Raw genomic sequence first — 13956 nt, forward strand, 5'->3', positions numbered from 1 at the left:
TGCCCGATGTCCGTGCTCCGGCTGCGGAGTACCCGTCTGGTTACTCATTCACCTGAACGGGTCTCGATGACACTGGTCTCATCGACATAGACGCGAGGAACGCGCGGTCCGATGCGTGTGACGATCTCGTATCCGATGGTTCCGGCCGCCTGGGCCCAGTCCTCGGCCGTGGGCTCACCGCGGTCGCCGGGGCCGAAGAGGACCGCCTGCGCTCCGGGACCGGGCTCGTCGCCGCCGAGGTCGACGACGAACTGGTCCATCGCGATGCGTCCGGCGGCCGTCCGCCACTTGCCGCCGACCAGCACAGGTCCGCTCCCGGAGGCGTGCCGGGGAACACCGTCCGCGTATCCGAGCGGGACGAGGCCGAGGGTGGTCTCGCCCGGGGTGACGTAATGGTGGCCGTAGCTCACGCCGTGCCCGCCCGGGACCTGCTTGACCAGGGCCAGCGAGGCCACGAGGGTCATCACCGGGCGAAGCCCGAGGTCGGCGGCGGAGCCCAGCTCGGGGCTGGGCGAGAGGCCGTACATCGCGATGCCCGGGCGGACCAGGTCGAAATGGGTCTCCGGGAGCGTGAGGGTGGCGGGGGAGTTGGCGATGTGCCGCACCTCGGGCCGCACGCCCTGCCGCTCGGCGTACTCCACCATCTCGTGGAAGCGGCCGAGCTGGAACGCGACGGAGGGATGCCCGGGCTCGTCGGCACAGGCGAAGTGGGACCACAGCCCGGTGACCCGGAGCAGCCCCTGCTCCTCGGCGCGCAGGGCCTCGCCCACCAGTTCGGGCCAGTCGGCGGGCTGGCAGCCGTTGCGCCCGAGCCCGGTGTCGGCCTTGAGCTGTACGCGGGCGGGCCGCCCGGCGGCCCGTGCCCCCTCAGCGGCCTCGCGCAGGGCCCACAGCCCGCTGACGGAGACGTCGAGGCCGGCCTCGACCGCCTCGCGCCAGGGACCGCCCGGCGTCCACAGCCAGCACATGATCCTGACGTCCGCGGGCAGCCCGCCCGTGGCGCGCAGCGCCAGCGCCTCCTCGGGGGTGGCGGTGCCCACCCAGCCGGCACCGGCCTCGACCGCCGCGCGGGCGCAGGGGACGGCCCCGTGTCCGTATCCGTCGGCCTTCACCACGGCCATGAACGCCGCGCCGGGCGCCTTGGCGCGCAGCGTGCGCACGTTGGCCCGCAGCGCGGCCAGGTCGATCTCGGCGCGGGCGCGGGGCGGGGTGGCGGGCGGCTCGGCAGTCTCACTCATCGCGCCCAGTGTCTCAGAGGCCCCGGACCGCCCCTAGGTACCGGGCCGGTGCCCCCACACGTAGACCCGGTCGCCCTTCTTCAGCACACCCCACAGCCTGCGCGCGTCACCGAGCGTGAGATTGACGCATCCCATCGAGCCGATGGTGGTGTGGATGCTGCCGTAGACGGCGTGGAAGGCCTGTCCGCCGTCGAAGAACTGCGCATAGGGCATGGGGGTGTTGTAGAGCGTGGACACATGGTTCTTGTGCCGCCAGTAGATGGTGTGCCATCCCGTACGGGTCGGATGGACGACGCGGCCGCTGCGCATCGGCACGGGCCCGAAGACGACCTTCGTGCCCTTCTGCACCCACGTCAGCTGCCGGTCGAGATCGACGCAGGCGATCCGGCCGGTCCGCACCGGGCACTTCTTGTGGGCGTTGGGGTTCTTCCTCGCGGCGAGGAGCTGCATCCGCGCCCAGGTGACGGGCCCGGCGAAGCCGATGGCGGGCTTGATCCCCTGCTTCTGCTGGAACGCCCGGATCGCCATGCAGTCCGCCGCGGACTGCTTCCCGTCCACCTTCAGCTTCAGCCACCGCTCGACCCCGCGCTGGTACGGCCCGGTCCGTGCGCTGCACAGCACCCGGGTCACGGCGTCGCCCAACGGCACGTACTCGACGAGCGCGTACGTCCCCGGCATCGCGTCCCGCGGTTCGACGGCGTCCTCGGCGGCGGTGGGCTCGTACACCTTCGGCGCGAGCACCTGGTCGGGCGTATCGATCTGCCAGGGCTGGGACGGACCCGGCGGCACCCCGGGCACCAACTGGCTCTCGGGCCCAGGGGGAGGCGGCACGGCTCGGGCGGGCGTCCCGAGGGGAAGCAGGGCGACGGAGGCGAGAACAAGGGCCACTGTTCGTACGCTGAACATCCGATCAGACAAACGCGGTAGTCCTGGAGACCAGGGTTGCCACGCGGCGGCTTCACCCGTTCAGAGGGGGTACGACTTCCCGGGGACGCCCGGGGTCGGGGGTACCCGCCCCGTATCCCGGGCGGATACGGGCGGCACGGCGACCGGCCCGGGCTCGGCCGCCCCGGACGGATTCACACCGCCACCGGCAGGTTCAAGCCGCCGCCCCGGGCTCGACCCAGGCCAAGGGAAGCGCCCCGTATCCCGGGCGGATACGGGCAGCACGGCGACCGGCCCGAGCTCGGCCGCCCCGCACGGGTTCACACCGCCTCCGGCAGGTTCAGGCCGCCGGCCCGGGCTCGACCCAGGCCGGGGGTGCCCGCCCCGTATCCCGGGCGGATACGGGCGGCACGGCGACCGGCCCGAGCTCGGCCGCCCCGGACGGATTCACACCGCCACCGGCAGGTTCAAGCCGCCGCCCCGGGCTCGACCCAGGCCAAGGGAAGCGCCCCGTATCCCGGGCGGATACGGGCGGCACGGCGACTGGCCCGAGCTCGGCCGCCCCGCACGGGTTCACACCGCCTCCGGCAGGTTCAAGCCGCCGGCCCGGGCTCGGCCCGGCGGCCCGAACCGGCACGGTCCGCACGGCCGGAGGACTCCCCGGAGGCCCGGCAGAGCCCGGCCCGCTACTCCCGCACGGACCTCCACGCCTCGCGGACCGCCACGGCCACCTCGTGCGCTCCCACCGGCGCCCCTCCCGCCGCGAACCGCCCCGCGAGCCCGTGGAGATACGCCCCCGTGCTCCCCGCGTCCAACGCGCCGAGCCCCGCCGCCAGCAGCGACCCCGCGAGCCCCGACAGGACGTCCCCGCTCCCGGCGGTGGCCAGCCACGCGGTGCCGGTCGCGTTCACCCGCACCACGCCCTCGCCCCCCGCGTCCGCGATCAACGTCGTCGACCCCTTCAGCAGCACGGTCGCCCGGTACCGCGCCGCCAGTTCCCGCACGAAACGCAGCCGGGCCCCCTCCACCTCCTCCCGCGCCACCCCCAACAGCGCGGCCGCCTCCCCCGCGTGAGGCGTCATCAACGTCGGCGCGGTACGCCCCCGCACCGCGTCCGGGTCCGCGAGCCGCAGCCCGTCGGCATCGATCAGCACCGGCACCTCGGCGGCCAGCACCTCCGCCACCGTCTTCGCGTCCTCCCCGGCACCGGGCCCGACGACCCACGCCTGCACCCGCCCGGCCCGCCGGGGCCCCTGGTCGGACACGAGCGTCTCGGGGAACCGCGCGATGACCGCGTCCCCCGCCGGCCCGACGTACCGCACGGCCCCCGCCCCGCCCCGCAGCGCCCCCGCGACGGCCAGCACCGCGGCCCCCGGATACCGGGCGGACCCGGCGGCGATCCCGACGACGCCTCGCCGGTACTTGTCACTGTCGCCCCCCGGCACGGGCAGCAGGGCGGCCACGTCCGCGTGCTGGAGCGCCGCCAGCTCGGGCTCTGCGGGCAGCACGTCCCCGAGTCCGATGTCGACGAGGCGCACCGACCCGGCGTACTCCCGCGCCGGATCGACGAGCAGCCCCGGCTTGTGCGTGCCGAAGGTGACGGTGACGTCGGCGCGGATCGCGCTCCCGTGCACCTCACCGGTGTCGGCGTCGACGCCGCTGGGCAGATCGACGGCGACGACGACGGCCCGCGCCCCGGCGGCGGTCGCGGCCAGCGCGGCCGCGTCGGGCCGCAGCCCGCCCTTCCCGCCGATGCCGACGATGCCGTCGAGCACGAGGTCGGCGCGCCGGACGGCGTCCTGCGCACCCTCGGGCGCGACCGTGCGCCCCCCGGCCCGCCGCAGGGCCGCGAGCCCCCCGCCGTGCGCGCGCCCGGGTGTGAGCAGCACAGCGGTCACCCCCGCCCCGCGCCGGGCCAGCCGGGCGCCGGCGTACAGGGCGTCACCCCCGTTGTCTCCGCTCCCGACCAGCAGCACCACCCGCCGCCCGTACACTCGCCCCAGCAGATCGGCGCAGGCGGCGGCGAGCCCGGCGGCGGCCCGCTGCATCAGGGCCCCTTCGGGAAGCCCGGCCATCAACTCCCGCTCGGCACGGCGGACGGTCTCGACGCGATAGGCAGTACGCATACGGACGAGTCTCCCCCGGACGCCCCCACCCCCGCACGCGGTCCCGCCCCTTCCCCGGCCTCCCCCACGGCGCGAGCGGGAGGACTCAGCCTTCGGCCACCACGACCGCCGACGCGACCCCCGCGTCATGACTCAACGACACATGCCAGCTGCGGACGCCCAGTTCGGCGGCCCGCGCGGCGACACTCCCCTTCACCCGCAACCGGGGCTGTCCGCTCTCCTCGACGTACACCTCGGCGTCCGTCCACAGCAGCCCGGACGGCGCCCCCAGCGCCTTGGCCAGAGCCTCCTTCGCGGCGAAACGCGCCGCCAGCGAGGCGGTCCCCCGCCGCTCCCCGCTCGGCAGCAGCAGCTCGCTCTCCAGGAACAGCCGCCGGGCCAGCCCCGGTGTCCGTTCCAGCGACGCCGCGAACCGGTCGATCTCCGCCACGTCGATACCGACCCCGATGATGCTCATGCCGAGCACCCTACGGGCGCGCTGTCACAGCCTGCTGCTAGCCTGCGGCGACTTGATCAAGCCGCATCACTCCGGATCACTCCGGACCACACCGGGGACCACATCCGGTCATATCGGGGAAGAACCCGCCGCGCGCCCTGGGGGGCCAGCCCGCGCGCCGCGGACAGCGACGCCAGGGGGCGGAGGCATGACCAGCACCACCGACGGCGGACCCACGAGCACCTGGGGACCGACCTTCGACCCGTACGACAACACACCCGAGCTGATACCGCTGCGCAGCGCCGCGCAGGCCGGGGACTGGCCGGCCGTGCAGGCGTACTTCGCGGGGCTCGGCTCGGTCGACGAACTCGCCACGGCCTCCAGCCTCCTCGCCGACATCCACGGCGTCGAGAACTTCCTGGAGCGGGCGGTCGCCCAGTCGCCCGGCGACCCGCTGCCGCGCACGCTGCTCGCCGGGCGGTACGTCTGCATCGGCTGGGACATCCGCAGCGGCGCCCGCGCCCAGCATGTCTCCCAGCACCAGTTCGCCGAGTTCCACGACTGGCTGCGCAGGGCCGAGCAGTTGCTGATCGAGATCTGCGCCGAGCATCCCTCGTACGCTCCCGCCTGGACCACCCGGCTGACGACCGCGCGCGGTCTCCAGCTCGGCCAGGCCGAGGCGCGCCGCCGCTACGACCGCCTCTGCGCCCACCACCCCCACCACTACCGTGCGCAGACCCAGCTGCTCCAGCAGCTGTGCCCCAAGTGGGGCGGCTCCTGGGAGGCGGCGCACGGCTTCGCCCGGGAGTGCGCCATCGCGGCCCCCGACGGCTCGAACTCCGGCGCCCTGGTCGCCCTCGCCCACATCGAGCGCTGGCTGGACCTGAAGATCGGCGAGGACGCGGCCTACATGCGGGGCGCGGCGGTCCGCGACGACCTGCGCAACGCCGCCCAGGTCTCCGTGCTGCACCCGGCCCACCGGACCGACTGGAACTCGATCGGCGCGCACAACGCGTTCGCGTTCGCCTTCTCGCTCGGCAACCACTGGGCGGACGCGGCCCCGCACTTCGCCTTCCTCGGCGACCGCGCGTCCGAGTTCCCGTGGCAGTACGTGCCCGACATGAAGTCGTCGTTCGTGAAGTCGCGCAAGGCGGCGCTGGAAGCCCGAGGAGGCGGCATCCGATGACCACCGACCTGCACGAGCACGTCGACAGCGGCGACGGCGGCAGCGGCGGCGACACCGCCGCACTCGACGCTCTCGCCGGCCTCGTCTCCCACACCACCACGGACCACGTCCCCACCCTCTACGCCCCCTCCTCCGGCAACGAGATCACCGCCGGTCTCTTCTTCCGGGTGGGCCGCGCCGACGAGACCCTGGCCACCGCCGGCATCACCCATCTCGTCGAGCACCTCGCCCTGCACCGCCTCGGCCTGTCCGACCTGCACTACAACGGCGCGACGGCGAACGCCTACACCCTCTTCCACGTCACCGGCAGCGAGGAGGAGGTGGTCGAGTACCTCAACAGCGTGTGCGCCGGGCTGCGGGACCTGCCGATGCAGCGGCTGGAGACGGAGAAGGAGATCCTGCGCACCGAGGCGGCCGGCCGTGGCGGCGGCCCCCAGCACCGGATGCCGCTCTGGCGGTACGGCGCCCGCGGCTACGGGCTGTCCAGCTACAACGAGCTCGGCACCTGGAGCCTGACTCCCGATCAGGTGCGCCACTGGGCCGAGACCCGCTTCACCAGGGACAACGCGGTGCTGTGGATCACCGGCGACCACGTGCCCGACGGCCTGGACCTCAGTCTTCCCGGCGGCACCCGCCTCCCCGCCCCGGCCGCGACCAGCGCGCTGCCCACCACCCCCGCGTACATCGGCGGCGACGACGGCCATGTCGTCCTCACCTCGGTGATCCGCCGCTCCACCGCGGGCAGTGTCTTCGCGGACGTGCTGGGCCGCGCCCTCTTCCAGGACCTGCGCCAGGAGGGCGGCTACTCGTACTCCGCGGAGGCCGACTACTCCCCGCGCGACGCCGACTTCGCCACCCTCACCGCGTACGCGGACTCCCTGCCGCACAAGCAGGACGCGGTCGTCGGCGGCTTCGTCGACACCCTCGCCCGGCTGCGCGCCGGCCGCATCGAGCAGTCCGAACTGGACTCCGCCCGCGCCAAGCTCCTCAAGGTGTACGACTCACCCGACCTCGCGGCCTCCGCGCTCCCCTCGTACGCGCTGAGTCTGCTGCTCGGGCACCCGATCCTCACTCCCGAGCAGCACCGGGCCGAGCTGAACGCGGTGACGACGGACGATCTGCGCGAGGTCGCCCGCGAGGCATGGGCCGACGCGCTGGTCCAGGTACCGGGCCGGGGCCTGGACTGGGCGGGGCTCACCCTCGCCCCGCAGTACTCGCCGACCGCCCTCACCGGCACCCGCCACCAGTCCCTGGAGGACGACGAGGTCACCCTCGTCATCGGCGCCGAGGGCGTGAGCCTGCTGACGCCCAGGGGTCCGGTCACCGTCCGCTACGACGCCTGCTCGGCGATGACCACCCGCCCCGACGGCGCCCGCACCCTGACCGGCCACGACGGCTTCTCCGTCACCGTGGAGCCCACCCTGTACCGGGGGGTGAAGCCGGAACGGATCGCGGCGCTGGACGCGGCCGTACCCCCGCAGGTGGTGGTCCCGATGCCGGCCCGCGAGCCCGACCACATCCCGCAGCCGCGCAAACGGGACTCGGCCGCGCGGCCCTCGGGCGCCAAAGGCTCCCTCTGGGCCTGGACGAGCGCGCTGTGGCTGGTCGGCCTGCTCGCCGCGGTGTGGGGCCTGCTGTGCGCGGTCATCACGGCCGACGAGGCCTCGGTGGCCGCTCCGGAGTGGGACGTGGTGACAGGCGTCTGGATCTTGGAACTCCCCCTGCTCTTCGCGACCTGGAAGGTCTACGCGGCCCGCAGGCAACGCAGGCGAGCCTGACAACCCTCTGAGGGAGGGGCGCGGGGAACTGCGCCCCTCCCTCAGGCGCCCCCCCCTCAGGCGCCCCCCCAGGCGCCCGCCTCAGGCGCCCGCCGCGGGCCCCTCACTCCACCGTCACCGACTTCGCCAGGTTCCGCGGCTGGTCGACCTCGTTGCCCCGCGCCGTGGCCAGCTCGCACGCGAACACCTGGAGGGGGACCGTCGCGACGAGCGGCGACAGCAGCACCGGCGTGACCGGGATCCGCACGAGATGGTCGGCGTACGGCACCACCGCCTCGTCCCCCTCCTCCGCGATGACGATCGTCCGCGCCCCCCGGGCCCGGATCTCCTGGATGTTGGACACGATCTTGTCGTGCAGGACGGACCGCCCGCGCGGCGAGGGGACGACGACCACCACCGGCAGATCCTCCTCGATGAGCGCGATCGGCCCGTGCTTCAGCTCACCGGCGGCGAAGCCCTCCGCGTGCATGTAGGCGAGCTCCTTCAGCTTCAGCGCGCCCTCCAGCGCGACGGGGTATCCCACGTGCCGTCCCAGGAACAGCACGGTGTCCTTGTGGGCGAGGGACCGCGCCAGCTCCCGCACCGGCCCCATGGTCCCCAGCACCCGCTCGACCGCGCCGGGGATCTGCGCGAGATCCAGGATGGCGGCCCGGATCTCGTCGCCCCACTTGGTGCCGCGCACCTGGCCGAGGTACAGCGCGACGAGATAGCAGGCCACCAGCTGCGTCAGGAACGCCTTGGTCGACGCGACGGCCACCTCCGGCCCCGCGTGCGTGTACAGCACCGCGTCCGACTCCCGGGGGATCGTCGACCCGTTGGTGTTGCAGATCGCCAGCACCCTGGACCCCTGCTCCCGGGCGTGCCGCAGCGCCATGAGCGTGTCCATCGTCTCCCCGGACTGCGAGATGGCGATGACCAGGGAGCGCGCGTCGAGGATCGGATCCCGGTAGCGGAACTCACTGGCGAGCTCCACCTCGCACGGGATCCGCGTCCAGTGCTCGATGGCGTACTTGGCGATGAGACCCGCGTGGAAAGCCGTACCGCACGCGACGATGACGACCTTGTCGACCTCCCGCAGCTCGGAGGCCGGGATCCGCACCTCGTCGAGCGTCAGCGCCCCGGAGACGTCGATGCGGCCGAGCAGGGTGTCGGCGACCGCCTTGGGCTGCTCGGCGATCTCCTTGAGCATGAAGTAGTCGTAGCCCCCCTTCTCCGCGGCCGACGCGTCCCAGTCGACGTGATAGGAACGCACGTCGGCCGGAGAGCCGTCGAAGCCGGTCACCGTCACACCGTCCCGCCGCAGCTCGACGACCTGGTCCTGACCCAGCTCGATCGCCGACCGCGTATGGGCGATGAACGCGGCGACGTCCGAGGCGAGAAAGGCCTCGCCCTCGCCGACGCCCACCACGAGCGGCGAGTTGCGCCGCGCCCCGACCACCACATCCGGTTCGTCCGCGTGCGCCGCGACCAGCGTGAACGCCCCCTCCAGCCGCCGGCACACCAGCCGCATGGCCTCGGCGAGGTCGGCCGTCACCGAGAACTCCTCGGCGAGCAGATGGGCGACCACCTCGGTGTCGGTCTCGGAGAGCAGCTCGTGCCCCCGCTCGGCCAGTTCGGCCCGCAGCCCGGCGAAGTTCTCGATGATCCCGTTGTGCACCACGGCGACGCGTCCGGCGTTGTCGAGGTGCGGATGCGCGTTGGCATCCGTCGGCCCGCCATGGGTGGCCCACCGGGTGTGCCCGATGGCCGTGGTCCCGGTCGGCAGCGGCCGCGCCCCGAGTTCCTTCTCCAGGTTGACGAGCTTGCCCGCCTTCCTCGCGGCGGCGAGTCCCCCGTCCGCCAGCACGGCGACACCCGCCGAGTCGTAGCCCCGGTACTCCAGCCGTCTCAGCCCGGCCATGACGACCTCTAGCGCCGACTGAGACCCCACGTATCCCACGATTCCGCACATGCGCGGCAGCCTACGGGCCGGACCTCGCCCCGAAAGAGTCCTCGCGTGCCCGATTTCGGAAATTCCCACGGCTGTACGCGGCCCCGGCCGGGCGTGACGGACCCCACCCGCCATCCCGTTCAAACTCCGTTAACAATGGACTGTGATCTCTCCGGTCCCCCCGATGCCCCGGAGCGCCCACCGGCACAGGCCGGAGGCGACTCCCTACGTCGACCTCACCCGCTCCGAGTGGAGCGCGCTGCGCGAGAAGACCCCGCTGCCGCTGACCGCCGAGGAGGTCGAGAAGCTGCGTGGCCTCGGTGACGTCATCGACCTCGACGAGGTACGCGACATCTACCTGCCGCTGTCCCGTCTCCTGAACCTCTACGTCGGCGCCACCGACGGCCTGCGCGGAGCTCTGAACACCTTCCTCGGCGAACAGGGCTCACAGTCGGGCACCCCGTTCGTGATAGGCGTCGCGGGCTCCGTGGCGGTCGGCAAGTCGACGGTCGCCCGGCTCCTCCAGGCCCTGCTGTCCCGCTGGCCGGAACACCCCCGCGTGGAGCTGGTCACGACGGACGGTTTCCTGCTCCCCACCGCGGAACTCGAATCCCGCGGCCTGATGTCCCGCAAGGGCTTCCCCGAGTCCTACGACCGCCGCGCGCTGACCCGCTTCGTGGCCGACATCAAGGCGGGCAAGGGCGAGGTCACCGCCCCCGTCTACTCCCACCTGATCTACGACATCGTCCCGGACCGCAAACTCACCGTCCGGCGCCCCGACATCCTGATCGTCGAGGGTCTGAACGTCCTTCAGCCCGCCCTCCCCGGCCAGGACGGCCGCACCCGCGTCGGGCTCGCCGACTACTTCGACTTCAGCGTGTACGTCGACGCGAGCGCCGAGGACATCGAGCGCTGGTACCTCAACCGGTTCCGGAAACTGCGCCACACGGCCTTCCAGAACCCGGACTCGTACTTCAGGAAGTACACCCAGGTCTCCGAGGAGGAGGCCGTCGACTACGCCCGCACCCTCTGGCGCACCATCAACAAGCCCAACCTGGTGGAGAACATCGCTCCCACCCGGGGCCGGGCCACCCTCGTCGTCCGCAAGGGCCAGGACCACAAGGTCCGCCGCCTGAGTCTGCGCAAACTCTGACGGCTACCCTGCCTGCATGCTGCACCTGCGCCTGATCACCCCGTCGGACCGGACCGACGACGTGGTCCGTCTGATCGAGAGGACCGTCGGCGCCACCCACCTCGTGGTGGTGCCGGGGGCGGCCCGCAACCCGGCCGGCGATGTCGTGATGTGCGACGTCGCGCGCGAGGCGGGCGACGAACTCCTCAGCGAACTCCAGGAGTTGGGAATCGACCGGACCGGCTCGATCGCCGTGGAGAACATCGATCTCTCGCTCTCGCGGCGGGCCGACAAGGCGGAGGCGGAGGCGCCGGGCGAGGGCGCCGACGCGGTCCTGTGGGAGCACCTCACGGATGCCACCCACGAGGAGTCGACGCTCTCCGTCACGTACCTCGCGTTCATCACCCTCGCCACGATGATCGCGGCCTGCGGTGTGGTGCTCGACAACGCGGTCCTGATCGTGGGCGCGATGGCGGTGGGCCCGGAGTTCGGCCCGCTGGCCGGTGTCTCCACGTCGATCGTGCAACGCGCTCCCCGCCTGGCCCTGCGCTCCCTGATCGCCCTGCTGGTCGGTTTCGCCGTCGCGATGTCGGTGACGGTGGGCTTCAGCCTCTTCATGGACGCGATCGACCTGTTCAGCAAGGCGCAACTGGAGGCCGACCGCCCCCAGACCGGCTTCGTCTACGCCCCCGACGCCTTCTCCTTCATCGTGGCCGTCCTGGCGGGCGCCGCCGGCACCCTCTCCCTGACCTCGGCGAAGTCCGGCGCCCTGGTGGGCGTGGCCATCTCGGTGACGACGGTCCCGGCAGCCGCCAACGCGGCCGTGGCCCTCAGCTACGGCGACACCGAACAGACCTGGGGCTCGACGGAACAACTCCTGCTGAACCTGCTGGGCATCATCCTGGCGGGAACACTGACCCTGCTGGCCCAGAAGTACTTCTGGGCCAGACAACGCCGCCCACGCCACCCCGCCTAGCCCACTCCCCCCCACCCAGGGGCGCGGGGAACTGCGCGACCAGCCACGACGAACCCGCAGCCCGCGACGCACAGAACCCCGAACCCGAACCCGGCCCGCCCCGGCCGGACTTCGGCTAACCCAGCGCCGACTTCACCACATCCGCCAGCCGCCCGGCGACAGAGCGCGCCTGATCGATATCGGCAGCCTCGACCATGACCCGCACGAGCGACTCGGTCCCCGAGGGCCGAAGCAACACCCGCCCGGTAGCCCCGAGTTCCCGCTCCGCCTCGCCCACGGCAGCCGCCAGCTCCGCCGAGTCCGCGACCCGCGACCTGTCGACGTCCGGCACATTGATCAGCACCTGAGGCAACCGCTCCATCACGGAGGCCAGTTCCCGCAGCGAACGTCCGCTCTCGGCGACCCGCGCCGCCAGCATCAGCCCCGTCAGCGTCCCGTCACCGGTCGTCGCGTGGTCGAGGATGATCACATGGCCGGACTGCTCGCCGCCGAGCGCGTAGCCGTGCTGCTTCATCTCCTCCAGCACGTACCGGTCGCCGACGGCGGCCTGCACGAGCTGAATACCTTCGCGCTCCATGGCCAGCTTGAAGCCGAGGTTGGACATGACGGTCGCGACCACGGTGTCGGACCGCAGCACGCCCCGCTCCCGCATGGACAGCGCGAGCACCGCGAGGATCTGGTCCCCGTCGATCTCGTCACCCGTGTGGTCCACGGCCAGGCACCGGTCGGCGTCGCCGTCGTGCGCGATGCCGAAGGCGGCCCCGTGCTCGATGACCGCGGCCTTCAGCTTGTCCAGGTGAGTGGACCCGCACCCGTCGTTGATGTTGAGCCCGTCGGGCTCGGCCCCGATGGTGACGACCTCCGCGCCGGCCCGCGTGAACGCCTCCGGGGACACCCGGGCGGCGGCGCCGTGCGCCTCGTCGAGGACGATCCGCAGCCCGTCCAGCCGGTTGGGAAGCACGGCGATGAGGTGCGCGACGTAGCGGTCGAACCCTTCGTCGTACGACCGCACGCGTCCCACACCGCTGCCGGTCGGCCGGCTCCAGGGCGCGCCGGTGCGGTGCTCCTCGAAGACGGACTCGATCGCGTCCTCGAGTTCGTCGGCGAGCTTGTGGCCACCGCGGGCGAAGAACTTGATGCCGTTGTCGGGCATGGCGTTGTGGCTGGCGGAGAGCATCACGCCGAGGTCGGCGCCGAGCACGCCGGTGAGGTACGCGACGGCGGGCGTCGGCAGCACGCCGACCTTCAGCACGTCCACGCCCGCGCTCGCGAGGCCGGCGACCACAGCGGCTTCCAGGAACTCTCCGGAGGCGCGCGGGTCCCGTCCGACGACGGCCACCGGCCGGTGGCCCTCGAAGGTGCCCGCCTCGGCCAGCACGTGCGCCGCCGCGACGGACAGGCCGAGGGCCATCTCCGCCGTCAGATCCGCGTTGGCGACACCGCGCACGCCGTCCGTGCCGAAGAGTCGTCCCACTTGTCCTCCTGAGGAAGGGTCAGTTTTCGAAAGGCGTGCGGGTGCGTCGGACGATCGACCGGTCAGCCGGTCGGCGGCGGCTCCGCATCCAGGCATTGGATGCCCTGAACATCCGATCACACAAGCCTTTGAGCACCTTGTGCCGTTATACGCCCACGGCTGCGAGAAAACGAACGCCCCGGCGACACTGTGGCGTGCCGCCGGGGCGTTCGGAGTACGTGCGGGCGAACCGAACCGGTCCGACCCGGAATACGTACGAGCAGGCAGCGAAGCTTAGCGCTTGCTGTACTGCGGGGCCTTGCGGGCCTTCTTGAGACCGGCCTTCTTGCGCTCGACCGCGCGGTCGTCACGCGTGAGGAAGCCGGCCTTCTTGAGGGCGCCACGGTTGTTGTCGACGTCGGCCTCGTTCAGCGCGCGGGCGACACCGAGACGGAGCGCACCGGCCTGACCGGAGACACCGCCACCCGCGATGCGGGCGATGACGTCGTAGCGGCCGTCGAGCTCGAGCACCTTGAAGGGCTCGTTGACTTCCTGCTGGTGCACCTTGTTCGGGAAGTAGTCCTCGAGGGTGCGACCGTTGATCTTCCACTTGCCGGTGCCCGGAACGATCCGGACGCGGGCGATGGCGTTCTTACGACGGCCCAGGCCGGCGGCCGGCTGGGCCTCGCCGAAGCGGGACGCGAGGGACTCCGAGGTGTACTCACCCTCGACGGGGACCTCGGACTCGGTGGTGTAGCTCTCGATGTCGACGAGCTCGGTCTCTTCGAGCGGCTGCTCGGCAGTGGTCTCGGCCAC

At 72.5% G+C, this 13956-nt stretch carries 11 protein-coding genes; 4 read left to right on the plus strand and 7 right to left on the minus strand.

What is annotated here, in order from left to right; genetic code table 11:
• Positions 1–44: 44 nt before the first annotated feature.
• The 4 genes from alr to OHS71_RS16855 form a co-directional block, all read right to left on the minus strand.
• The gene (alr, locus tag OHS71_RS16840) at positions 45–1238 is read right to left on the minus strand and encodes an alanine racemase (protein WP_328480212.1); all 1194 of its coding nucleotides are present in this window, start codon (positions 1236–1238) and stop codon (positions 45–47) included.
• 33 nt (positions 1239–1271) lie between these two features.
• Positions 1272–2144: a L,D-transpeptidase family protein gene (locus OHS71_RS16845; RefSeq protein WP_328480213.1), complete on the minus strand. Its 873-nt coding sequence runs from the start codon at positions 2142–2144 to the stop codon at positions 1272–1274.
• Between the two features lie 665 nt (positions 2145–2809).
• Positions 2810–4249 (minus strand): NAD(P)H-hydrate dehydratase, encoded by a 1440-nt coding sequence (locus OHS71_RS16850; protein WP_328480214.1) that lies wholly within the window; start codon positions 4247–4249, stop codon positions 2810–2812.
• 85 nt (positions 4250–4334) lie between these two features.
• The gene (locus tag OHS71_RS16855; RefSeq protein ID WP_328480215.1) at positions 4335–4706 is read right to left on the minus strand and encodes a holo-ACP synthase; all 372 of its coding nucleotides are present in this window, start codon (positions 4704–4706) and stop codon (positions 4335–4337) included.
• Positions 4707–4893: 187 nt separating this feature from the next.
• On the opposite strand from OHS71_RS16855, the gene OHS71_RS16860 reads away from it, so the two are divergent.
• Both OHS71_RS16860 and OHS71_RS16865 read left to right on the plus strand, forming a co-directional pair.
• On the plus strand, positions 4894–5871 hold the full coding sequence (locus OHS71_RS16860; RefSeq protein WP_328480216.1) for a hypothetical protein: 978 nt from the start codon (positions 4894–4896) through the stop codon (positions 5869–5871).
• Entirely contained in the window at positions 5868–7649 is a 1782-nt protein-coding gene (locus OHS71_RS16865) for a M16 family metallopeptidase (RefSeq protein ID WP_328480217.1), read from the plus strand. Before OHS71_RS16860 ends, OHS71_RS16865 begins: the two co-directional genes overlap by 4 nt.
• A gap of 103 nt (positions 7650–7752) precedes the next feature.
• Here OHS71_RS16865 and glmS read toward each other — a convergent pair whose 3' ends face one another.
• Entirely contained in the window at positions 7753–9600 is a 1848-nt protein-coding gene (glmS, locus tag OHS71_RS16870; protein WP_328480218.1) for a glutamine--fructose-6-phosphate transaminase (isomerizing), read from the minus strand.
• Positions 9601–9763: 163 nt separating this feature from the next.
• Between glmS and coaA the strand changes: the two genes are divergently transcribed.
• Both coaA and OHS71_RS16880 read left to right on the plus strand, forming a co-directional pair.
• On the plus strand, positions 9764–10732 hold the full coding sequence (gene coaA, locus OHS71_RS16875) for a type I pantothenate kinase (RefSeq protein WP_328480219.1): 969 nt from the start codon (positions 9764–9766) through the stop codon (positions 10730–10732).
• A gap of 16 nt (positions 10733–10748) precedes the next feature.
• Positions 10749–11687: a DUF389 domain-containing protein gene (locus tag OHS71_RS16880; protein ID WP_328480220.1), complete on the plus strand. Its 939-nt coding sequence runs from the start codon at positions 10749–10751 to the stop codon at positions 11685–11687.
• 115 nt (positions 11688–11802) lie between these two features.
• Here OHS71_RS16880 and glmM read toward each other — a convergent pair whose 3' ends face one another.
• Both glmM and rpsI read right to left on the minus strand, forming a co-directional pair.
• Complete coding sequence (gene glmM, locus OHS71_RS16885; protein WP_328480221.1) at positions 11803–13161, minus strand: phosphoglucosamine mutase; 1359 nt, start codon at positions 13159–13161, stop codon at positions 11803–11805.
• A gap of 273 nt (positions 13162–13434) precedes the next feature.
• Entirely contained in the window at positions 13435–13956 is a 522-nt protein-coding gene (gene rpsI / locus OHS71_RS16890) for a 30S ribosomal protein S9 (protein WP_328480222.1), read from the minus strand.

Origin of the sequence: Streptomyces sp. NBC_00377, from assembly GCF_036075115.1 — a bacterium.
GTDB lineage: Bacteria > Actinomycetota > Actinomycetes > Streptomycetales > Streptomycetaceae > Streptomyces.